Source organism: Acinetobacter sp. ANC 4648, from assembly GCF_002135345.1.
Classification (GTDB): domain Bacteria; phylum Pseudomonadota; class Gammaproteobacteria; order Pseudomonadales; family Moraxellaceae; genus Acinetobacter.
The window spans coordinates 1-22422 of record NZ_NEGI01000005.1; the positions used below are offsets into that span (position 1 = coordinate 1).

The window sequence follows — 22422 nt, forward strand, 5'->3', positions numbered from 1 at the left end:
CGCAGTCTTTGTTGGGTCGTATACCTCAACCTGTTGAGGGGATACATCAATGCTGAAGTTTTCCTTGATAGCCACCACCACCTCAGTAGGTGTCATAAACTGCGCAAGTGACCGTACAATAAAGACTTTTTCTACTTTTTTAAGCCTTGCCATAACTCACTATCCATCAAGGTACATCAAGGTAAATGGGCAAAAAAACTTGAAGCTAACCTATTACACAGTTCCCACAACACGCTGAAATATTAGTTTCTGAAACAAACGGTGCATTCTTGGCAATTTCTAAAAGCCGTTTGACTGAATCGTCAGCACCCCATCGTTTTGTTTCACCGAAGAACACTTCCACATCATGTCCAGCTAAGTAATGTTTAGGCAGACCAGTATTATCGCTATAGATCGCTTCACCATCCGCATCACGTTCAACACCGATGTGATAAAGCTCATGCTCAATGAGTCGGCAGAATTCACGGTCAGTCGTATTCTCACAGTAACTGGCATCAATCGTAATCAAATAAACTGGTACACAACCAAACCAATCACGCATCTGTTGCTCTTGCCGTGCCTTCTTCCATCCGCCCTGGTTAAACATCACTTTTTCACATTGGCCCAATACCATGCGCTTTTTAGCCATACATGCAGATGATGCCCAAGCAAATGCTAAAAAGGTTTCATCGTCATGTATTAGCTCTGCAATATGGTCATGATCAGGATTATGAAGTTCGCCACCAATGGTGAGCCAATTCTTAATGACCCATTCTTTTAGATCTACAGCTGGCATAAGCAAAATTGCCTCTTGCTCTTCTGCTCGATCAATCAGTTCTGTCGGTGGAAATGGTCTGATCTGTTCCATTGAAAATATGCCTTTTTAAATCTCTAAGCCACTGTGATGCCAAGTGAGCCTTTATTTGCAATGGCCCTGACTCAATATCTTTAAACGATGGTGCAGACTCTAATCGAACAACTGTAAAACCCATTGCTTCAGCATCATCGTAATGATCCAAGCTCCAAGCCTTGTTTTTAAGCTTGCCACCTCGCCCACCTGACCAAGGCCCGCCCGAAATCTCAACCAAAATTCGGTGTTCAATTAAATGGAAATCAAAACGCCAATGCTTGGTAGATTTAAACTGAAATTTCTTCTCGTATTTAATTTCAAGAACAATAAGTGATTGCTCAAAATCCTCTTCAGCTTCTAGATATGCTTCTTTGGCTTTTGGCAGTGGTTTAGCGCGTGGCTTATTTTTAAGTGGGCGTTTCTTGGTTTTCCAGAAATAGTCTTTCTCATCCATAAATTGCACCCATAAAAAAACCTCCCGAAGGAGGTTTATTTTTTAAGATCATTTTCTGTAAGTGGATTTTCTCTCCACCTTAGAGCCAACAGCTCAATTTCTTTATAGTATGTTGGTTTTTGGGATTTACTTCTTAAATGCGTAACCGCAGGGTTAACTGCTTCCCAAAGTCTGATCATGTTATTACAGTGCATACGCTTGAAAAGTACTTCATCCATTAAGCAAGTATTTACACCAATAGCATAAAACTCGTGCCTATTTAGAACATGAAGTAAATGCCCTCTAACTTCGTACTCTGGCTTTTGCAACTTATTAGATTCCATTTCGCAAAGCTCTGAAAGCGACGTACAGGGCTCTCTCTTATAGTCATTAACAAAGTCTTGCTTAGCAATTCCAAGGTATTTAAATGGGTCTTTATCAAAATTTAGCACTATATTCTTGGAAACAGATAACTCCATATCACTATTATCATTCAATATAGTATCTAAAGTAGCCCTTTCCCTTGAGCTATCTCTAGAGGATTTAATTGTTGATAGTGCGATATAAGCGGATATAGCAATAACTAAAAGCTGAAAGAAAAGCAGCCAATCAGCAACTTTCCAATCTTTAAAATCATAAAAACTGATCACTTGGGGTAATACAGTATATGTAGATATTAAAAAAGCAGAAGACGCTAAAATTAGCGTCATTCTGCTATTAAGAATCTGTTTTGCTGGAGGGTTAGCCATCCCAACCTTCCGATGCAATAGTCATGTTAGAGAACCAAATTAAGGTATTGTAATTGTTTAATAATTTAGCCATAAGCACCTCTGATATTGACAAAAATACCCTATCTATCAAACGACATTAGGGTTATCCACAACTATATTCACTATTTACAGTTACGTCAATATGGCGTAACTATGATATTTGCGGTTTGTTCGGTAGCGGTTTTGCTTGAAACTACGTCACGGTGCGCGTTACAGCAGATGACATATCCGATGACGTATTTTCACTATTTACAGTAAAAATACATTGATACACTTATAACTACGCATACATCGACGTACTGTACTCAAGCACGTTAAGAGGACTTCTATCCTAACGGTACTTTCTTCGCCCTAGCTTAGCGTGAAGCTCGTCTGCGTGGATCCACCCTAGCAATAGGATTAGAATCGGTGAGATAAGTACACCCCAACGCAACCAACTAAAGTTCTCCACAACTAATTGAAACAATGGGCGTGTTCCCAAGATATTAAGATTAGCTATCCCATTCAGAATTGGAAGGTAACTAAACATAGCAACAACAGCTAATGCCATATAAAATACAATGCACCAAAATACTCTAGGGTACTCTTCAAAAACATCATTTAACTGCCAAAGCTTTTCTTTCAACCACCCCATAATCACCCTCTTAAAATTTATTATTTATCTGAGTAATATATGGATATCTGCTTAATTTTCAAGCGTAAAATGCAAATTCTTAATCTGCTCTTTCAAGCGAATCATAATATTGTCTATAGCGACCAGCTCACTATGCCTTAAACCTGCACGACTTAAATTCTGATACTTACTCAGTTCATCACAACAGAACTGCAAATCTTTTTTAGCTTGTACACGATCTGTCATGGATACCTCGAATAGAAAAGAAAAACCCCGCCAATAATGCATATTGAGCGGGGTCTTATGTGCCGTAATACGTTCGGCAAAGACAAAGGAAACGTAGCTAAAGGTCGACTCCAAAATCTTTTAAATAGCTAATTAATTGGCTGATATTCCAAAATCATACCGTTTATTGATGTAATTAAATCATCAATAGTTTTTAGATTTTTTAATTCCATTCTTTTTAAGAAGTAATCAACTGCGTACGACTCATATTCACTTTCATGCAAATAACAATCCAAGAAACCAACACCTTTCAATTCAAGAGTTCTTTTATTGAATCTTTGAGGTGTTCTATGATTGGCTTTTTCAAACATTTCTGGATGCATTTGATCACAAGGCAATGGATATCTAAATCCATAATGAGTAAAACTATCTCCTCGATCCAAAGTAAAATGATGGTTTGTTTCACCATCACAGCTGTATATATAAAACTTTTCTTGTTTAACAGTTGAATTTAACAAAATAAATAATCCATGAGGCTAAATTATTTACCACTATACATTATTAAAACAGAAAATAAATGCTTGCATATGTATGTTTTTAAAGGTTTTTATGCTTGCTTTAAGTTTCCTTCAAACAATCCCGACACACTTCAACTTCTTCACCAGAAATGTAGTCAATTAGCAAACTTCTAAAACTGAGTATGACTTTTCTCCTGACAAAAAAACCTCCTAAAACGGAAGTCTTTTTCTCAGGCTTTAACTTATGCTATTTGTTTGAGACAAGCACCAATCAACATTTCATTTAACAGAGCTAATTCTTTAATATTCATCTCAGCCACTGGCTTATTAAACTGCTCAATCGCAAACTCCAAATTACTACCTTCTAACTTAAGGTTCCTGCTTAAATCTTTTATTAAACTAATACAACTAACCAAATGTTCTTTTACTGCTTCTTCTTGCGTCTTTACGATATTCATTTTTAAACTCAGTTTTCTTAGATATTTTTTATACCATAAATATGGAAAGAACCTATTGGATTTAAGAAATATTATCAGATTTTATGGCACGCCATGCAGGGCTTGAACCTGTGACCATCCGCTTAGAAGGCGGATGCTCTATCCAATTGAGCTAATGGCGCAATAAAAAAGGACATGGTGATCTGCCACATCCTTGCCTTAGATTACGATATTGATCAGCTCGGCAACTGATCTACCGCTACTCAACACAATAAACTTCTCAAAGTTAGCTATTGATCTGCTTTGTGTCTTTCATCTTTTTTGGTCGGGAGTCACCACAATTTATGGCTCTAAGGCTAACTCAATGTGTGACGAAATCACATTGGATTCAAACCAATTTATACGGCTGGTTTCAGCATCCCACCGTTTGCGCTTATAGCTGATATACCAAACTCGTATAGCAGCGTCACAAATCAAAATCGCCCTTTGGGTGGCGCACTACCCTTATGCATATGCTGGCATGATAAATCTCCCAATCATGTTACTTGTGCATGTCACAAGCACCTTTTTTACAGGCATTAAAAAAGCCTCACATTTCTGTAAGGCTTCAACCTTTATCTTTTGCGCTGATTAAGGTTTGTTTGTTATTAGTGTTAAATAACGCAACAGTTTTAGCAAAAAATGATATATACGTTAAATTTAAAAAAAACCTAAACGCCTTTTTAACTCTCAGTGCTCAAGAAAAAAAGACCTACAACCGCACAAAGCAATACTATCGAAATAAACAAATAAGTATTTAAGTTATTAAAACTACTAATAAAATTCCACATAGACTACCCCCCTCTTAAAATAACCAACACATTGTACTTATTTTAATCTTATTTAAAACTTACCTATTGGTATTAATTAAGCAAAAAAAATACCCACTCATTTGGAGGATGGGTATATAAACTTTAAAACTGTGTGGTCAAACTGCAATACGACCAGTATAGAAATAAGATACCCTAGTTTCCGAAATAATGGAATCCCTAAACCTTTAATTCCCTGTAAGTATTTTTTCTATACTTTTCTACTGCTCCAGATGCACATTTAATTGAAGTCTCTAATGCTATCACCATCAGATTTTCATATTGCTTCCATGTTTTTCTATATGCCTCAGAATCCATTTCATAAGATTTAATACCGCCTGCATATAAGCGACCTTTTGCAGTAAAATTAGCCTCATACTCTGGGTCTAATGCAAACAACAAAACCATCAATGCGACCCGATTTGCCAAAACACAAAGTTCAATATTTTTCGGTTTTAAACGGTTATCCTTTTCAGCATTCACCACCATAATATTGGCTAGATGATCCTGAATAAACTCAAAATCACCCTTAGATGACTCCCCAAAAACAATCACCGAAGTAATCGACTTCTCCAACTGAGTTTCCATGCTTGCAATAGCACCCAAACGATCTTGATAGTCCAAAGGTTTCTCTCCTGTACCATGTGCCTCATCACTGAATTGCGGTGACTTAGCTGTAATGCCATGAGTCAACCATTCAAATTGTTCAAACTTGTCTGCTACTGCATTCATCCCAATCACCCTCAAACTTCTTTAATGTCTATGTCATGTACTGTTTTCATCAAATGCTTCTTATTTCTAAAACTTGCTAATTTCCGTGTTACTACTGACTTCACATCCTCAACAACCAACACCCCATTACTGATGTATGTGAAATCTGCAAAGTATCTCAATGCAGGTTTAGCCCTCTTTTCCCCTGCAATTTTCACCTTAGGTGCAAGCTCAAATTTGACCTGACACTTTAAATCTTGAATTTCACCTCTCTGCTGCATCGCTGTAAGCTCGATATAGCGTTTGTACTCCTTTTGGCTATCGAACTTCATTCCATCTTTTTCAATCTTCTGAGCATTGAATTTATTGCGTTTAGAGGCAGTCTTCCGACCACCTCCAAATTGTTTGTGATATTCAGCGAGGGAAATTGAGGTCATTTACTCTCTCTAATAAAATTTTATTTTCTTCACGACAGCATGAGAGTTGGTTTTGAAGATCATCAATCTCAGCCTGTCGGGATTGCCGACCACCATCAAAAGCTATGCGGCAACAATTAGCATGACGGATAACATTCAGACCTATTGTGCTCATCCATTTATCAAATTCACTCATCGCTCAATCACCTCAGTCAAAGGGCTAATGTGGTTACGAATGTCGGTGCAATGGTCGGTTAAATGGGAGAGATTGTCGGTGCATGAATCGGTGTCGCCAATCTCACATGATTCTTTTGCAGAACAATTAGTTATTTCACTTTGCAGCTGCTGTTGAATTGCAGCTTCAAAGCCGCCTGAATTTATGAATTTGTCGAAGATATTTAGCTCATCTATCTGCTCTATCGTTAAACCGTTCATACTCTCACTCCACAATATTTATCAGTCATCATTTTTAATTTTTTGGCTTGATATTCATCTTTCCTAACCGAACTAATCGCAGACTTGCAATCAGCACATCGACAACCAAAGTTGTATCTTGTTGTTGTGCCGTGTGGCTTGGTGTTTCTTGAATTTCTTAGAACCTCGGTTTCGGTTCGATCAAATGCGCTAGACAATCGCTCCCAAGCTGAATCAGTTAATAAAGTGCCATGACTAAGTACGCTAGATATGTATGAAACTGATACACCGCTATTTTTGGATAAAATCTCTCTCATGCCACGTGGTGCACAAAAAGCAGCTAATTGATCTTGTTTTGTGTTTAAAGAAGGTGTTGCAAAAAAATCACTATCAATCTTTTCGGCTTCAACAACTGTTCCCATTGGGTGATAAACACCGCTCCTGATTGCACGAACAACTTCACGGACAAAATAAAGCTCAAAAGGTGGGCGACCATTACGCTCAGCAATCTGAATCAGTGCTTGCTTGATTTCTAGTGAGGTTTTCATGCTGCACCAACCTTTCCAACCATAAAACTTGGTGGAGTCGGGATTTCTTGGTTGATTGGTCGCCACATATGCAAACAATGCGGATGGTTATTTACGTAATCTTTTTTGCTTGGGTGGTACTGGATAACGCAATCATCCTGCTCCCAAAAAAGAGATTTGATAAAACACATTTCTTCCCATGTGGGGCAGCGCAAAGGTAATGAGACGCTCACATACTCCCAACCCATTTGATCACTAGCAATGACAGTGAAAACGCATTTTTTGGTCTTTACCCAAAATGCACCGTTATTGCCAAAACCTTCATTACTACCCATTGCACCTTTGGTGATTCGATATTTTTCTGGTACTTGAAAGCTCACACCCCACCCCCTAAACGCTGATATTCACTGCCAGCCTGCAATAACGCTTTCGGAAAACTCAACCCTATTTCTTGCAATTCCTTAGTGCGAGCTTCAATCCATGTTTTTTCTTCAGGAGATTGTTCAGGGAAGTAAGATTTAGGTATTGGTCGAAAAAGATCGCTTAATTTCTTGTCTTCAATCGCATCAGATTTGATCCACATCGTTTGACTAACACTAGCTAAAGAGAACTCTTGAACTACATCAGCGTAGTTATCTTTGAATGCCTCATAAGCCAGATACATAGCTCGGTCTGTGTTCTTAGCCCATTTGATATTCGTAAACATTTCATAACATCGGTCATATGATTCTTTTTCAGCATTGGTGATGGTGTGATTGTTATCACCTGTCCATTTAATGATGTTTGCCAATGCTGCATGCTTGCCCTTGAATGAATCTTGTAAGCGCTGTTGCTCAGTACCAAAACCAGTGATACCAAGACACCACTTACGGAACATTGCTGGATCTGGACAAAAGCCGTTATCACGAACCTGAGATAAGCCAAAAGCTACTTGATCATGAGTTAGGCCATCGATACAGATTTTCATTGCTGTGTTGATTTGTGCTGTAGCCACTCCATCAAAAGTTTTTTCAAATGAACGTGGTGCAATCGCTTTAAACACACCAACAAGCTGTGCTGAATTAATTGAACCAAGGTTTTGATTAGAAGCCGTAAGTTGCATTGCCCTGCTCCTCTTGTGCGATGAGTTCTTGAATTTCAGACATGCGAGTTGATGCTTGGGTTTGTTTAGGCTGGAATTGCTGCTTAGGCTCAAACAGACCTTGGTAGTTACCAGTGATTGAGGTTTTCAAAGACTGATTACTGCCTTCAAATCCCCATTTCTGAAAATCTTTGTAGATCGTGTTTAGGGCATTTTTGGTTAGCTTGGTTTTTGCAGTCATTGAGCGACTAGAAACGTATTGCTCCCAAAGAAAGAAATCACAGAGAACTGCAAATTTATCTGAAGTCAGTTTGATCACTTCGTCATAAGATAATTTGCGAGTCTTGTCTTTGCGCTCAGCTTCGGCTTTTGCTTTTTGCTCAGATTCCAATTTTTGTTGATCAAGAATGAAAATTTTGATATGAGCATCTGGATTTGTTTTCTTGAAATCCTGAAAATCATAAAAATTAGCTTTCAAAGGATTTTTTGGAGCGAAGTGACTTAATGTTTTATCTATTGGTAAATATATATAAATAATATCTATTGATGCTTCACTAACGAAAGCGCTAGCTACCCCACTAACGAAAGCACTGCTATTCACTAATGAAAGCGCTTCAGTTAGTGAAGCGCACTTATTCTGTAAGCGAAGAGCTTTTATTTTTGAAGCGTCAACCTTCTCGAATGCTTCAACAAGAGACACTTCGTTTATCTGGTATTTGTTACCAATGCGATAATTAACTTCAAGCACAGTGATAATGCCAAACCATACAAGCTCCTTGATTCCATTGTTCACAGTTGCGGAACCAAGCTTGTTTGAGCCTTTAAGCTTCCCTCCTTGAATCTGTCGTGTACTAATGTGGTCAGATGCTTTATTGAAGCCAGTGATGTAACCCATAAGTGCTGAATAAACATTCTTTGCCGCATCGGTTAAAAACGGCTCCACCTCATTGTGAAAAAGACGACTTTTCGCGATGAAGCCCCTCTCAAGGCTTTCCGTCATTTTTGGCTCTTTTTTCTGAAATTGAATTACCTTGCCTTGCGGCTTTGGTGGCTCATGTGCTAAATTTGATTTCATATTCAATGCCTTCTAAAGTTTTGAATTACTAAAAGCCTGACCTTGACCATCAGGCTTTTTCTTTTTCCATGCATGAACGAACCTTTGCATTCAGTTCAGCTAAAATGACATGAAGCTTGTTAATGACAGCTGACATGTCCACCACTTCCCCTTCAGTAATACGTCCGTCTGCCATCATTTCTTTGAATACAGACTGAATATCACCACCGCCAATTCCTGTGCTTAAAACAAGTTCAGTTAAGGCTGTATCACGGCATTCTGGAATTACAGGTAAATCAATTGCCACCTTTCCATGTTCAGCATTAAGTTCTTGTAAAATACGAAAGTCACCAGTGATTCCCATCATTTTTGATGCTTCTAAAAGCGTTAAATGATGTGTATCTGTATTTGGATTAACTTTGCTGTTAAGTACCGCTGGACTTTTAATCCCCATTCTTGGTGCAAGCGAATTAGCCCCACCTCTAAAATCGTGTACTGTGTGATATGCAGCATCTAATATGTTCATTTATAACCTCTTAGAACGTTTCTTTAAAACATTGACCGAGTGATACTTGGGTTAAGCAACTTCAATTGAAGAAAAATCTCGCTTTAGACTTGGTCTCAAGTCCAAAGCTAAAAATTTCCCATTTGTTTTCTTTTGAATGCGTAAAGCAATTTCTACAGAGATATTCCCTGTCGAGAGAATGTAGTTGACAGAAGGTTGTGTAATACCAAGACCTTCAGCTGTTTTTTTTTGATTACCAAAGTAATCAATAACTAAATTAAATTTATTTTTAAGCATACCAAGACCCCTATTAATTACCCCCAATTTATAGATTGTTCTATTTATTGTCAATATTTATGAATAGATATTTCTATATTTGTAATTTTTATGGCTTCTGTGCAGATATGACAAAAGACGTTTTTATTAATATTATAGAGAAACCTATAAAATGAATGCAGAGATTAACTTGATGACGACTTTAGGACAGAGACTTAAGGAGTCTCGTTTAAAAGCCGGCCTTACTCAAAAGCAAGTAGCGGAAAGGGTTGGCATGAAACAGCCCTCTTATCAATATTTAGAGAAGGCTGATTCTGATAATAAAAAATCATCATCTCATTTAGTTGCTATAGCTAGAGCCTTGGGTGTTGATCCTTATTGGCTCGCTACGGGTGAAGAATCATCAAATATTGATGATAAGGTCAAAAAATTGCTTGATGGGTCTCCAGTCGTCACAACTAGTCTAAATAATAATGATCAAAATAAGATTTGGATTGACCTTGTGAATATAAGATTTTCTTGCGGTGATGGCGAATCAATTGAATTTCATTTTGATGAGGTTATTGATCAATATGAATTTAAACCTTCTTTTTTTAAAAAATATGGTGTTAAACCTGAAAACATGAAGCTAGCCCTTGCTACGGGTGATTCTCAGGAGCCTTATATCTGTACTGGCGATATATTTGGCATTGATCTAACTGATAAGGATATCAAGGATGGTGAGTTTTATGCTGTCTACTTTGAGGGTGAGGCAATGCTTAAGCAGATATTTAAGGAGGAAGGAGGAAAACTAGTACTTCACAGTCTAAACTCCAAATATAAAGATAAAACAGTAAGTGATGTTAATGGCGCTAATTTCAGGGTAATTGGACGACAATTTTATAGAGCTGGATAGCCTTAAAGGAAAGCATAATGATCGCAACACTTAATAAATCTAAAACTGCGCTAACAATTAATCGTCAAGAATTTAAGTTGGCATTAGAAAAAATTGGCACAGCAATTGATAAACAAATAGTCTCGCTTAAAAAAGCCAAACAAAGCTATGACGCTGCGGAAATGGCACGCGAGGTCATTAGTGAGGCAAATATCTTTGAAGCTATTATTGAAGGCTTTAACGAAGCAGAAGAAACCAATCTAAAGCTAACTGACATAACCAATCTTGAGACAGCGCAAGGATGGATAGATGAGTTTTTAGAAAAATATTCTGAGGTATAAAGAGCCAAGAAGAAAGTGAGGAAAAGTTAAGAGTAAGTCACTTGTCACTCAAAGTGCTGGTGCTGAAAAATTACTAAGGAGTTATGACTAATAAACTTAATGCAAAAAATTGAAATAAATTCCAATAAAATTAGCCATGTGCTTTATCAGCACTACTTATTAACCGTAGTACTTAGAACTGGTGAAAGGTTCATATATAGGCTTCTTAAAGCAAGTACATTCGCGGAATTTATTGATGCCCCTGATAGGGATAAATTTTATAGAAATAATATTGAAGCCAATAAAGAATTTAAGAGAATTCAGCTTTTTGTGTAATTGAAAATAATTTAACTGCGAACCCGACGCAGTCCTTAGAATGATCGGGTATGATGAATGGAGGGGAAATGTCTAAAAGGCTAAACAATAAAGAGATATTGGTATTTAAAAATATACCTAAATACCTTACAAAGCCTCTGAAACAAAAATGGACTGTTAATTTAAAGGTTAAGCAACTTTCTATTGAGCTTTATGGTGGAAATCATCATTTTCAAATTTATATGCGTCAAGCAGTAATGGATGAAGATAATTTTTCTTGCGGGATAAGCTTAGTTGCTAGTGGTAATAACGACATAACTCTTGCTCGATACAATGGAAGCAATCATGTTCACGTCAACAAATGCGATGGTAGGAGATTTGACTTTAAATGCCACATACATGAAGCCAATGAAAACTCCCTTAAAATATCTAAAAAAATTGAAAACTATGCTGAGTCAACAAATCGATATACAAATTTACAAGGTGCGATACAATGTGTATTAAATGATTTCCATATAATGGATCTAAGTATCGGACAATTAATTGAGCAAGGAGGGTTGTTTGATGATGAATTACAGTACAGTTAAGCAATTACTTTGCAATAGTTTTTGCCGAGATATTGGGTTTAAAGAGTTAAAAAATGGTGGAGCTATCATATCCTTACCTAATTATGATAGGGATGGTGATGCATACAGCATCTATATTAAAGGATCCAATGCGGGCTGGTTGTTATCTGACGGTGCTAGCACAGTCATGCGTTTGAGTTACGAGCATGATATTGATGATTTATTAAAAGGATCGCGCCTAGATTTGTTTAATAGTCATGTTGCGGATGCTGGTGCAGAATACGATGACGGGGAATTATTTATCGAAGTTCCAGCTGATCAGTTATTGGGTGGCTTATTTACCTTAACTAATTTAATGAGTCGTGTTAGTGATTTATCGTTGCTTAAACAGTATCGAATAGCATCAAACTTTAGAGATGAATTGAGAGATGTTTTGTATAGCATTTTGCCGAAAGACAAAGTGCATGAAAATTATATTGTTCCTAATTTACCAAATGCTGAAGATTATACAATTGACTATAAGATTGATGCAGATACACCTCTATTCTTGTTTGCTGCGAACAATAAAGATGCTGTGCGTTTATCAGTAATCACTTTACAGCATTTAGAGAAACACAATATAGATTTCAACTCTATCGTTGTTCTAGATGATTCAAATAAAGTTCCAAAACAGGATATGAATCGTTTAATGGGTGTGGCAAATGATTTTGTACCCGATTTAACTCAAGTAGATATTATACAAAAGAAAATTTCACACCGACTTGCAAGCTAAGACTTCAACCCCTTTAAACAACCCACCCTGCGTGGGTTTTCTTTTGTCTATTAAAACTCAAATGTAAAAAATTACAATTCTTTTTATCTATTTATTAAAAGAATAATCTATAAAATTTAAAGATATTTCTATTTTTATAGATAAATCTATTGACTGAATATATAGAATTATCTATATTCATCTCACCAGATAATAAAAAACTGCCGAAGTTTGAGACCTGAGGCAGTTTTGCTAACTAGCGAGATGATTATGAATCAAAACCCTATCCAGAGTCAAACTGCGAGCTTTTCCAAAGTTCACAGTCAAACAACTCCACGCTTGTTCCAACACCCAACCACTGCCAACACGGTGAAATATAAATCTAAGTCAGGATTAGTCCTTGCTTCAATTGTTGCCATTGCTGTTTGTGGTGGCGGTCTATTCAGTTGCACAGCGCATCAAAATGCAGTGGCGAAGATTGGGAGTGCTCAATCATGAATACTCAAACTCTTAAACAAACCCTCGCTCCTGCTCAAGTCTTTGAAGCTTTGGCTAGAGGTTTAAATATCGACTATGCAGAAGTTGAAACTAACGACTGGGAACCATTAACCCCTCAAGCGCGTTTAGGCTTTGCAGACTTCTTCGGTGGCTTCATCAAATTTCGTTTCTCTCAAGGCTTAGACAACGGCATTCAACGTGATCTAAAAAATATATCTGCAAATGCTTTCTCTGAATTTCTTAATTTAGATGGTGATGGCAATGAGCGTTACCGTGTAGGTAAAGATCGACCTAGCTTTTATACCCTTAAACCTGCTGGACGCAGCGGTACTAATTTAGATGGCTTCAATATCTATAAAGAATTTAACGGCAGTCTGACTCTTGTAGATAAGGCAACCGCGCCTAAATGGTTAATCGAAGCATTACTGGTTGCTCGTAAAGCGAAGCGCAATTCTGAGTACAACCAAGCGTTAGAAAGTGCTGGCCACTTTCAATCACCAGAATATAAGAAATGGTCTAAAAGCCATCGTGCGGTTTAAGGGGAAATATCATGGCTATAAATATTATTACAGCGGATCAGCCTTTATTGGTTCAAGCAATTATTGTTTATCTTTATGCAGATCCTGGTCTAGGTAAAACGTCTATTGGTTTCACTGGTGATAAGGCAATTTCATTCGACTTTGACAAGGGTTCACATCGTACTGGTGAACTACGTCGCGGTGCCGTGGTTCAGGTTCAACAATGGGCTGATGTTGCAAACTTAACTGCAAATGACCTTGAACCTTTTAATACGATTGTGATCGATACAGTCGGTGCAATGCTTGAAAGCATTAAAACTCACCTGATGTTGAACTCTACCAATAAGCAAAAAGATGGCTCTCTTAAATTAAAAGCTCAAGGTTTAGCAAACAATATCTTCAAGCAGTATGTGAATAGCCTTATCGCTTCAGGTAAAGATGTTGTGTTTATCGCCCATGCTTCTGAAGACCAGAGCGGTGATCAAGTCATTTACCGACCAGATCTTGGTGGTAAAAATCGTAATGAGCTTTACCGTATTGCCGACATCATGGGTTATTTAACCACTGTTACCACGGGTGAAGGGAGAAATGCTCGAGTAATCAGTTTTAAACCATGCCCTACTCACCATGCTAAAAATGCTGGTGGTTTAGGTGGTGATACAGGTGAAGTTTGGGTACCAGATCTTAAAACCAATCCTAATTTTTTGGCTGATTTAATCAAGCAAGCTAAAGACCATATCAACACACTTACCCCTGATCAGCTTGCAACAATGAAAGCATTGGAAGAACTAGGTAACTGGGAACAAAGTTGTACGGAAGTTCAACATGCAGGTGATCTTCAGCAATTAACCGAGTCATTAGATAAATCACATATCTACTATCAATCAATGCGTCAAATGATGCTTCAGGCTGCCAAAAATCTTGGTTGTACTTTTGATATGAATTCGAGTCGGTGGATTAGCCCTGCTGAATTCATAGGCATTAATGATGCTCAGCGTGATGATCTTCAAGCATTTATCACTGAACGTGGATTGGATACTAAAACAATCTGCGAGCATTTCGGTATCGATGCACTCACTCAAATTGAAGTTGCTCAGATCCAATCCGTAAAACAAGAAATAGATAATTTAGCTAAAGCTGGAGTTCAAGCATGAATATTTTAAATAGTAATGAAGCTTTTGCAGCAATGATGGCGGGTAAAAATATTCTATGTCGTGCTGCAGGTGAGTTAATTGAATTTGATGATCTTGATCAATTCCCTGCGACTATTTTTGCGAAAGCCGGTTATGAATTTTGCATCAAAATTGAAATGATGGAGTTAGGGGGTATTTCTTTTACCAAGCCTTTGACCCTTGATGAGATTCAAGATGGCCAAGATGTTTTTACGATCAACACTTATGGTCAATCTATTTATATTAGTGAATTTGGCAAGATGACTTGTCCTGCATTAATTGAATCTATTAACAGTGGATTTGTGCAGCGTGATGCTGAAAATGCCAAGCTACAACTACAAGCAATGGCTAAGGTTTTAGGTCGTGAGTTGAATGGCGACTGCTTGGTTGTTCGACTTGGTACTGACAAGCCTAAACGTAATACTGGTAAAAAGGCTAATAACTCCACTCCAACTGCGGCAAATGATGCCTCAGTTCCAGTAGAAAAAAAGACATCTTGTGACTCTGCAATAACCAATGAACCTGAAGTGTGGAAAACTAGTGCTCAAGAAGCCCATGAAACATTAAAAGAGACACGTGAAATAGCTGAAGCATTTATGGCTTCAGAACCAGCTTTAGAAGGTGTCATTGAAACCGAGGCTGTGAAATTGATTGAGAAATTTACAACTCAAATAGCGCAATGCAACACTGTAGATTCGGTTTTGGGTCTACGATCTATCTTTTTAGCAAATGGTCATCTTGAGCGTGAGGATCATCAACACCTATGCAAGCTCACCGAAGATAAATTGCTTGAACTAGATCCTGAGCAATATGCACCTAAGTCTGCACAAATAGTTGAACATCAAGAATATTTAGACACATTGCTTAATGATGTGGCTTTAGCACAAACACCTGTCGAAGTTAATGCCCTCATCCGCTATACAAAAACTTGGACTGAGCAACAGCGTAAACCCGTCATCATGGCAATGAATAAGCGCTTAATCGAACTGAGTAAACAAAATACAGAGGTTACAGTACCTCCCTCTTTAATGGTGAGAATTCAGAATGCCGTTGATATAGCTGAACTATATGAATTAGAAGCCGAGGTAAGAACTCGTCATCCTGACATTCAGCCAAAATTAATGGATGTTGCAAAACAACGTAGGTTTGAGCTTGAAAATCAGGTTGATCAGGTGGAGCTAAATTCATGATGGGCTATCACTACTCCACTATCACCCGGACACTCAATGTGTTCGGGGAGAAAATGACCCACGTATTTTCCAATGTCAGTAGCGGTGAAATTGAAGCTCTGGTGATCGATGCAAAACTTAAAGAAGCGATTTGGAGGAAGTGATGGATATTAAAAAAGAAAGAGAAGCTTTTGAGGAATTGTGGCTACAGGGTAATGGTCATTTTAAATACTTCAAATTTTCAGCAGAAAACGGGAAGTATATATCGACAGGTGTTCGGGATAACTTGACTAATCAAGATTTACTTTTTGCTTCAATCACAATTAACACTGCATATTTGTTTTTTCTTGGTGGTACTAAAAAAGCTCAAGCGGTGCCTGAAGGTTTTGTTTTGGTGCCAAATGAAAATTTAAGCACATTTTATCAAGATGATTCTGAACCTGAGAATTTCTGCACACTTGAATCTGACTTAGACATTCTTGGTGATGGTCTTGATTGTGGTGACGTAATGGTTGTAAACAAATACAACCAAGCTGAAATATCTAAAGAGAAACTTTATGGTGTTTGGTGTGAAATAGAAACTTCATATGGAACAGCAAAAAAATTTAAAGTTTTCAAAACTGAGGAGCAAGCCAAGAAATCGATGATTGAAGCACAGGAGCAAAGTCATGATTGAGCAAGCATTTAAAATCAAACCAGTAGAATTACCTGATGACTTAAATAGCAACTGGTTTCATCCTGACATTGAGTCACACGACACTATTGATGATGGCGCTGAACATTACACCAAAGAACAATGGGAACAACTTCAAAAAAATCTTGGTGTTGAGATTATTTATGAAAATTATGAGTACGAAGATATACCCGTAATACCTGAAGATGATTGTGCTGACTGGTCAAAATGGAAACCAGAACCACCTAAGGAAGGCTTATTTTTGATTGCTGCGTACGATACTGAAGATGGCCCTGTTTTATGGTGGGCTAAACCCAAAACAGATTTACCCGAAGAAGTGGTTAAAAGTTTGAAGGAGGTGTCGTGATGGGAGTAGCTATCAATCGAAATGACCAAATCGACACATCAATGATGTTGATTCTGCGTTATAAAAGACCTGTTGTTGCCTTAAAAGATATTGTTGAAGATTACATGCCGCATTTAGATATGGCAGCTGCAAAACAACGAGCAGCTAAATGTAAACTGCCTTTTCCAGCATTTAAGGTAGATGGTAATAAATCTGAATACTTTGTAAACTTAACTGATGTTGCTGTTTGGTTGGATACGCTTCAGAAGGAATCACGCTTGAACTGGAGTGAGGTGAATTGATTTCACCTCATTTTTTACGCCAATTTTACGCCTTACGCCACGTAAAAAACCATAAGATATTGATTTTAAATTATTATTAATAATAGTCTAACCCACCCGCCATCGGTGCGACGAACACTTGCGGAGTTTTTGATTTATCAAACAAATCTTTAATGACGGTACTTTGACTCAATTTCCTTAACCTCTTTTAACTTCATTTAGTTGCGTCTTATTGACTTTTAATACCCTTTAGTTGCACCATATTTGCACCTTAGAATTATAATGGTGCAAGTAGCATGGGTACTGTCACAAAACGTCAACTAATAGATGGCACTACTCGCTATAGAGCACAGGTCCATGTACAGCGTGAACACTACCCGCCCCTTGAAACATCTAAAACTTTCAGCAAAAAATCACTTGCAGACGAATAGATAAAACGTACTGAAGCTAAGATTGAATTAAATCCTGAAAAGATGCTTAATCCTGAGGCTGAGTTAAACACAGAACACTCAAAAATTTTATTAAACAATATTTAGATGAAGCTGATAATTTTGCGAGAACAAAAACTGGTGCACTAAATCACATCGCTAGTTTAGAGATTTTTGAAAAAAATATCTATTCATTAACACGACAAGACTTTTCTGAGCATGCCATTTTACGTCGTAAAGGCGATCTAGTAAAAGGAATAGATGGAGTTGCTCCTTCAACTGCGTTAAAAGATTTATCCCATATTTCATCAGTCTTAAATCATGCAGAACTTGTATGGGGTGAAGATATCGCTCATGCCAAGAATGAATTATCACACTCACTTATTGGTCTTAAAAAAGCTCGTATTGTTACTAAATCAAAAGAACGTGATCGTTTAATCACACCAGAAGAACTTCATATCCTGACCAATCACTTTTATAAAGGATGGAAGCGTGTTCGCAATGCTATTCTAATGCATCTGGTTATGTGGCTTGCGATCTATGCAGGTCGTCGTGAAGGTGAACTATGTGAAATGCGTTTAGATGATTTTGACAAGAAGAATAACCAATGGAAAATCAGAGACGTTAAAAATCCAGATAGATCAAAAGGAAATCATAAGTTTGCCCATTTAGAGCCTAATGCCCTTCTCATTATTGAAGAATTACTTGAACCTTCCACTCGAAAAAGAATGCTGGAGCTCGGTTATAGTGATGCGCTTCTTTTACCTGTCAATGTACAAACAGTCAGTGATTATTTTCGTAGAGCATGTCGCTTAAATGGAATTGAAGATTTAAGGTTTCATGATTTACGCCACGAAGCAGCGACACGCTATGCGGAAGATGGTTTTACAATACCTCAACTGCAAACGATTACACTACATTCGTCATGGAATAGTCTTAAACGTTATGTAAATCTAAGAAAACGTGGTGAACGCTTAGATTATCAGACTGCTATTCAATTTGCTCGACAACAATATGACGATAATTATTCTAAATTTGCTTTAAAACAAAGATATGTATCAGCAGCTGATATTGCAGATGCAGAGGAAGCTTATTCTCAAGTTCAAACACCTGACGTTATAAATACTGAATTTTCTTTTACTAAAGAGCAGCTAGAAAGATTCATGAAATCATTCCGCCCAACTAAAAGTGTTAAAGATATGTATAAAGAAAAATCCAATATACAGAACATATTTGCATGGAACGATGTGCAACAGTCTTTTGTGGTTTCATACATACAAAATGCTTGGGAAAATTGGTTTAATGATAATGGGACTGTTGATTGGAAACAGCTTCCAGATGACACAACTCACTTTAGCATCAAAGGTTCAGATGTATTAAAAATTGAAGATGATCGTGTGTACAAATGGAAAAAAGAAATAAAAAAATGGTTTGATATTTCTAAATATTTTAATGCTGATATTTCGAATCTTATTAAAAAGTGATCTAATATGAAGAATAAATTATGCGTATCCATTTGTTAAATCAAATATGAAAACTGCATTTGGAAAATTTATTAAAATGACATAGATTAAAAGGCCCTCAATTGAGGGCTTTTTAAAATAAATCTCACCCTACAGCTCATCGGTTTACAAGCTCTTTCATGAGTACATTTAGACAGTTTAGCAAAGCTAAAATTTCTGTGGATCCATTTTATTTTAAAGACAGAAAATGGTCTATGAGTCGAGATAGATTAAGCAAAAATTATTTTAAGTGGGATGAGTTGTTGACGATTGTTAAGTGACAATATCAATGAATAATTAATCCTAACTAATAAAAATATGAGCAAACTTTTAAAAATACTATCGTGAAACGTGAAAATTCAATCAATAAGTCATTACTTCACTCTGAGCAAAGTAATGACTTCAGCTAAGGTGTTGATAATAAAATAAATATTTCTTGTGCTTCACATAAGCTGTATTATGTTCGGTCAAAAGAAAACATATGCATCAAAAACACTTGGAAACTGAAGGTAACTGACCATTTATTTTAAAACGTGTTATAGATCTATGAGTTATTCTGGAAATTCTTTTTCTGAACCGCCATTATAACTAGCAAAACGTTTTTGCTCTCTACTGAATACTGGTGCGCTATTTACCCAAGGCCATTTCCCAAAATGAGTTTCACGATAACGTTTAAATGCATAATTAAGTTCTTGATCAGTATTTAAAACAAAAGGGCCTCCTAATACTACTGGTGCTTTAATTGGTTCACCCTCTAGCCATAGAATACAAGCTTTTTCATCTCCTGCTTTAATATGAATAATTTCATCAGGTTTAAGCTCAACTAAATGTTTAAATTGAATAATTGTATTTTCTATTTCTAAAGTTGAGCCTTGGTAGAAATAAGCAAAACGATTCGATGTAGGGCTTGTTGCTGGAATATTAATTTCTGCATGGGCATCTAGCGTTAACATAAAGATATTAACTTTATTATTTTTATCAGCGGCCCAAGAGTGAATAGGACGAGGTATTGCATCAACTCCTTCAAAGCTACCAGAAATAATACGAATATTAATAAGATGATTTTGTGCATCTATATGTTGAACATGTGGAGTATGTTCACGCCACATCAGATTAACGTACAGTGCATTCCACTCATCATCAAAAGGTGCAAAGGTATATATTTTTTCAGATAGTATTTCATTTTTATTCACTAAACTAAGGTAGCCCCCTTCTGAGCTATGCGCTATTCAGGACAGTAGGCACACCCATCCAAAAGAAAAGGAAAAACCCTCAGTATCTAGAATGCGAGGTTTTTTATGTGCCGTAATATGCTCAGTTATTTTTAACTTTTGCACACTTCCGACACTCAACCACCCAGCCTAATTCGTCATGTTCATATTCATAGATATGAAAGCCAAAACAAAATAGACTTCTTAAAAATTGGAGCATTTAATTCTCCTTTTTTTATCAAATTATAGAAACAAGAAAGCTTGACTCTCTTTGAGTTAAGTCAAGCAAATAACAAGTTTAAATATCAAAGAAAGTGTCAAAATATTTCTTATATTTATCAAAAATTTAAAACTTGAATAAGTTAAATAATGTCAAAGATTATGTCTAAACCAAACAAGGGATAATCCCGTATTTAGGATATAAGAGGGATTCTTATTAGACAGCTATCCTGTAATTCAGGATTTATGTTAAATTTAAAAAAAACTTGGGTTTAAAATGTCTATCATAATTTCAATTATTCTAATTTTTGCTGCATATATTATTCATCAATATTTTCTAAACAACCCTACGAATGGAATTATTGAGTATTGTGCTTATCTCTTTTTAATCGTACTGATTGCTATTAGCACCGGTTCAACCAGTTTTCTTTTCCGAGTATTGAATTCCCATTAACTCCATGGTAATTACTGAATGCCAGTTTAAACGTGCTGTATATAAGCTACTCAAAGATTTCCTAAGCTTTCATGACTTTATCTCCGAGCATTAAAAAAGCCCACCTTTCGATGAGCTTATTACTGCGCAAATTACATACTTCGTGCACGATAATGAAAATATGCCATATCTTGGTCGGCCAGTCAATAACTAGCCTATTTTTAAGTGATTATCATGAGAATGAATAAAATATCGAGCACAGTTAATCATCGTATGTGTCATCTATTTGCTCCTGAAGATAGATTCACAATTGCAAAGCATTAGATTCATCATAGAACGGCCTTAAATAATATGTAAATCCAAGAAAACGGGTTCATACTTAGATTACCCAACAACTATTAGATTTTCTCAACAATAATATAATGATAATTATTCAAGGTTAATTTTTGACTAATACAAAAAATTAGCCTTAAAAACTTTATTAATTCACCGCTAAAATTTTAATGTACAGAATAAAATGCCAGAGTTTATTGGTGTATCTTCTTTAGAAGAACTTATATAGTTTTGAATATCTTTCCACTTAAAGTACATTGAAAAATATTTCAAAACTAGACCCAATATCTTCACTCTCAACAGTAGTCTTTTTTATCTTAGAGTAAGATTGCATATTAGCAAAATGCTTATCTACCATTGCTTGAATAGATTACTTAATACTGAATTGATCTTCCACATGCATAATCTGATTAAGCACTTAAGTATTCTTAAGAATATTAAGATGGATAAAATATATTTACCCAAGCATTTAATATTTGTTTAATTTTTCTAAATAACTCGGTGATCTAACTTAAACAACTGATTTAAAGAAGTATAAAATGTACGACCATCTAGATTTAAGTCAACCTCAATCCCAGACTGAAGAAGAACCCTCTTACCTACTTCAATTTCTTTTAAGCCTTGGCGTGTATTTTGTAATTTATTTAAGGGAATTAACGATACTATAATTTCAGTACCATTTTTAGATTTTGCAATTAAATCATTTATTTTTGACAACTTTTATCCTATTTTGTGAAGACTCTTCCAGCTTGGAAAATGACTTTAAAATTATTTTTGAATTATAAAAAAGCACTTATAAGTGCTTTTTAATGACTGCAAAGTACTACTTAGATAGCAACAATATTTACCGCATTAGGTCCTTTTTGACCTTGAACCACACTGAATTCAACCACTTGGCCCTCAAGTAAAGTTTTGAAACCTGAGCTCGCAATTTCACTAAAATGAGCAAAAACATCTGGACCTGATTCTTGTTGAATAAAACCGAAACCTTTAGTTTCGTTAAACCACTTTACAGTACCTTTAATAACATTAGAGTTAGACATAATAAATCCTATTGATTTTTAATAATTTTTAGCCACTTTATTGACTGATTATAACTTTGAAAATAATAAAGAATGGCACTTAAAATCTGAAAAACGAAGGATTATGACTAAAA

32 protein-coding genes, 1 tRNA gene and 1 pseudogene are annotated in these 22422 nt (G+C 36.4%); 14 read left to right on the forward strand and 20 right to left on the reverse strand.

Translation table 11 applies throughout. The features are described from left to right. From B9T27_RS09480 to B9T27_RS09515, 8 genes are all read right to left on the reverse strand, one after another. A partial coding sequence (locus B9T27_RS09480) for a DUF2280 domain-containing protein (RefSeq protein ID WP_143222573.1) occupies positions 1–153 on the reverse strand: 153 nt, incomplete at its 3' end. A gap of 52 nt (positions 154–205) precedes the next feature. Next, positions 206–847: a putative metallopeptidase gene (locus B9T27_RS09485; protein ID WP_086206599.1), complete on the reverse strand. Its 642-nt coding sequence runs from the start codon at positions 845–847 to the stop codon at positions 206–208. After that, entirely contained in the window at positions 807–1283 is a 477-nt protein-coding gene (locus B9T27_RS09490; RefSeq protein WP_086206600.1) for a hypothetical protein, read from the reverse strand. Before B9T27_RS09490 ends, B9T27_RS09485 begins: the two co-directional genes overlap by 41 nt. A gap of 35 nt (positions 1284–1318) precedes the next feature. Further along, positions 1319–2011, reverse strand: a complete 693-nt coding sequence (locus B9T27_RS09495; RefSeq protein ID WP_086206601.1) for a DUF4760 domain-containing protein — start codon at positions 2009–2011, stop codon at positions 1319–1321. A gap of 706 nt (positions 2012–2717) precedes the next feature. After that, positions 2718–2891, reverse strand: coding sequence for a hypothetical protein (locus B9T27_RS14910; protein ID WP_171263379.1), 174 nt, complete (start codon positions 2889–2891; stop codon positions 2718–2720). Between the two features lie 128 nt (positions 2892–3019). Further along, positions 3020–3388 carry a hypothetical protein gene (locus tag B9T27_RS09505; RefSeq protein ID WP_086206603.1) on the reverse strand — a complete coding sequence of 123 codons (369 nt, stop codon included), beginning with the start codon at positions 3386–3388 and terminating at the stop codon, positions 3020–3022. A 242-nt stretch (positions 3389–3630) separates the two neighbouring features. Next, entirely contained in the window at positions 3631–3846 is a 216-nt protein-coding gene (locus B9T27_RS09510) for a hypothetical protein (protein ID WP_086206604.1), read from the reverse strand. A gap of 84 nt (positions 3847–3930) precedes the next feature. Further along, positions 3931–4007 (reverse strand) — tRNA-Arg (locus tag B9T27_RS09515). A gap of 369 nt (positions 4008–4376) precedes the next feature. Between B9T27_RS09515 and B9T27_RS09520 the strand changes: the two genes are divergently transcribed. Further along, a complete protein-coding gene (locus B9T27_RS09520) occupies positions 4377–4625 on the forward strand; it encodes a hypothetical protein (protein WP_086206605.1) in 249 nt (82 codons plus the stop codon). 228 nt (positions 4626–4853) lie between these two features. Here the strand turns inward: B9T27_RS09520 and B9T27_RS09525 are convergent, their stop codons facing one another. From B9T27_RS09525 to B9T27_RS09570, 9 genes are all read right to left on the reverse strand, one after another. Continuing rightward, the gene (locus B9T27_RS09525; RefSeq protein ID WP_086206863.1) at positions 4854–5405 is read right to left on the reverse strand and encodes a hypothetical protein; all 552 of its coding nucleotides are present in this window, start codon (positions 5403–5405) and stop codon (positions 4854–4856) included. Positions 5406–5416: 11 nt separating this feature from the next. Further along, positions 5417–5821, reverse strand: coding sequence for a DUF1064 domain-containing protein (locus tag B9T27_RS09530; protein ID WP_086206606.1), 405 nt, complete (start codon positions 5819–5821; stop codon positions 5417–5419). A gap of 171 nt (positions 5822–5992) precedes the next feature. Next, a complete protein-coding gene (locus B9T27_RS09540) occupies positions 5993–6235 on the reverse strand; it encodes a hypothetical protein (RefSeq protein ID WP_086206607.1) in 243 nt (80 codons plus the stop codon). Next, positions 6232–6762 (reverse strand): hypothetical protein, encoded by a 531-nt coding sequence (locus B9T27_RS09545; RefSeq protein WP_086206608.1) that lies wholly within the window; start codon positions 6760–6762, stop codon positions 6232–6234. Before B9T27_RS09545 ends, B9T27_RS09540 begins: the two co-directional genes overlap by 4 nt. Then, the gene (locus tag B9T27_RS09550; RefSeq protein WP_228146197.1) at positions 6759–7121 is read right to left on the reverse strand and encodes a hypothetical protein; all 363 of its coding nucleotides are present in this window, start codon (positions 7119–7121) and stop codon (positions 6759–6761) included. The genes B9T27_RS09545 and B9T27_RS09550 overlap by 4 nt, the downstream gene beginning before the upstream one ends. After that, on the reverse strand, positions 7118–7843 hold the full coding sequence (locus B9T27_RS09555; protein WP_086206609.1) for a hypothetical protein: 726 nt from the start codon (positions 7841–7843) through the stop codon (positions 7118–7120). Before B9T27_RS09555 ends, B9T27_RS09550 begins: the two co-directional genes overlap by 4 nt. Then, complete coding sequence (locus B9T27_RS09560) at positions 7824–8897, reverse strand: hypothetical protein (RefSeq protein ID WP_086206610.1); 1074 nt, start codon at positions 8895–8897, stop codon at positions 7824–7826. The genes B9T27_RS09555 and B9T27_RS09560 overlap by 20 nt, the downstream gene beginning before the upstream one ends. A gap of 49 nt (positions 8898–8946) precedes the next feature. Further along, entirely contained in the window at positions 8947–9402 is a 456-nt protein-coding gene (locus B9T27_RS09565; protein WP_086206611.1) for a phage regulatory CII family protein, read from the reverse strand. A gap of 51 nt (positions 9403–9453) precedes the next feature. Continuing rightward, on the reverse strand, positions 9454–9678 hold the full coding sequence (locus B9T27_RS09570) for a YdaS family helix-turn-helix protein (RefSeq protein ID WP_086206612.1): 225 nt from the start codon (positions 9676–9678) through the stop codon (positions 9454–9456). A 151-nt stretch (positions 9679–9829) separates the two neighbouring features. Between B9T27_RS09570 and B9T27_RS09575 the strand changes: the two genes are divergently transcribed. The 13 genes and pseudogenes from B9T27_RS09575 (at position 9830) to B9T27_RS09635 (ending at position 19052) form a co-directional block, all read left to right on the forward strand. After that, positions 9830–10552 (forward strand): XRE family transcriptional regulator, encoded by a 723-nt coding sequence (locus B9T27_RS09575; RefSeq protein ID WP_228146198.1) that lies wholly within the window; start codon positions 9830–9832, stop codon positions 10550–10552. A 17-nt stretch (positions 10553–10569) separates the two neighbouring features. Next, entirely contained in the window at positions 10570–10872 is a 303-nt protein-coding gene (locus tag B9T27_RS09580; RefSeq protein ID WP_086206613.1) for a hypothetical protein, read from the forward strand. Positions 10873–10971: 99 nt separating this feature from the next. Next, the gene (locus tag B9T27_RS09585; protein WP_086206614.1) at positions 10972–11187 is read left to right on the forward strand and encodes a KTSC domain-containing protein; all 216 of its coding nucleotides are present in this window, start codon (positions 10972–10974) and stop codon (positions 11185–11187) included. A 68-nt stretch (positions 11188–11255) separates the two neighbouring features. After that, positions 11256–11753 carry a hypothetical protein gene (locus tag B9T27_RS09590; RefSeq protein WP_143222574.1) on the forward strand — a complete coding sequence of 166 codons (498 nt, stop codon included), beginning with the start codon at positions 11256–11258 and terminating at the stop codon, positions 11751–11753. Next, on the forward strand, positions 11731–12504 hold the full coding sequence (locus B9T27_RS09595) for a DUF1828 domain-containing protein (protein WP_228146199.1): 774 nt from the start codon (positions 11731–11733) through the stop codon (positions 12502–12504). The genes B9T27_RS09590 and B9T27_RS09595 overlap by 23 nt, the downstream gene beginning before the upstream one ends. Positions 12505–12753: 249 nt before the next feature. After that, on the forward strand, positions 12754–12981 hold the full coding sequence (locus B9T27_RS09600; RefSeq protein ID WP_086206867.1) for a hypothetical protein: 228 nt from the start codon (positions 12754–12756) through the stop codon (positions 12979–12981). Then, entirely contained in the window at positions 12978–13520 is a 543-nt protein-coding gene (locus tag B9T27_RS09605) for a hypothetical protein (protein WP_086206616.1), read from the forward strand. The genes B9T27_RS09600 and B9T27_RS09605 overlap by 4 nt, the downstream gene beginning before the upstream one ends. A gap of 11 nt (positions 13521–13531) precedes the next feature. Next, the gene (locus tag B9T27_RS09610; protein WP_086206617.1) at positions 13532–14653 is read left to right on the forward strand and encodes an ATP-binding protein; all 1122 of its coding nucleotides are present in this window, start codon (positions 13532–13534) and stop codon (positions 14651–14653) included. Further along, positions 14650–15861, forward strand: a complete 1212-nt coding sequence (locus tag B9T27_RS09615; RefSeq protein WP_086206618.1) for a hypothetical protein — start codon at positions 14650–14652, stop codon at positions 15859–15861. Before B9T27_RS09610 ends, B9T27_RS09615 begins: the two co-directional genes overlap by 4 nt. 142 nt (positions 15862–16003) lie before the next feature. Next, positions 16004–16516: a hypothetical protein gene (locus B9T27_RS09620; RefSeq protein WP_086206619.1), complete on the forward strand. Its 513-nt coding sequence runs from the start codon at positions 16004–16006 to the stop codon at positions 16514–16516. Beyond that, positions 16509–16880 carry a hypothetical protein gene (locus B9T27_RS09625; RefSeq protein WP_086206620.1) on the forward strand — a complete coding sequence of 124 codons (372 nt, stop codon included), beginning with the start codon at positions 16509–16511 and terminating at the stop codon, positions 16878–16880. Before B9T27_RS09620 ends, B9T27_RS09625 begins: the two co-directional genes overlap by 8 nt. Continuing rightward, positions 16880–17161: a pyocin activator PrtN family protein gene (locus B9T27_RS09630; RefSeq protein WP_086206621.1), complete on the forward strand. Its 282-nt coding sequence runs from the start codon at positions 16880–16882 to the stop codon at positions 17159–17161. The genes B9T27_RS09625 and B9T27_RS09630 overlap by 1 nt, the downstream gene beginning before the upstream one ends. Positions 17162–17436: 275 nt before the next feature. Next, positions 17437–19052, forward strand: a pseudogene (locus B9T27_RS09635) (tyrosine-type recombinase/integrase). Between the two features lie 569 nt (positions 19053–19621). On the opposite strand, the gene B9T27_RS09640 reads toward B9T27_RS09635, so the two are convergent. From B9T27_RS09640 to B9T27_RS09655, 3 genes are all read right to left on the reverse strand, one after another. Beyond that, positions 19622–20263 carry a pirin-like C-terminal cupin domain-containing protein gene (locus tag B9T27_RS09640; protein ID WP_228146200.1) on the reverse strand — a complete coding sequence of 214 codons (642 nt, stop codon included), beginning with the start codon at positions 20261–20263 and terminating at the stop codon, positions 19622–19624. Positions 20264–21755: 1492 nt separating this feature from the next. Beyond that, entirely contained in the window at positions 21756–21983 is a 228-nt protein-coding gene (locus tag B9T27_RS09650) for a hypothetical protein (protein WP_086206622.1), read from the reverse strand. A 110-nt stretch (positions 21984–22093) separates the two neighbouring features. Continuing rightward, complete coding sequence (locus tag B9T27_RS09655; RefSeq protein WP_086206623.1) at positions 22094–22309, reverse strand: cold-shock protein; 216 nt, start codon at positions 22307–22309, stop codon at positions 22094–22096. Positions 22310–22422 lie beyond the last annotated feature (113 nt).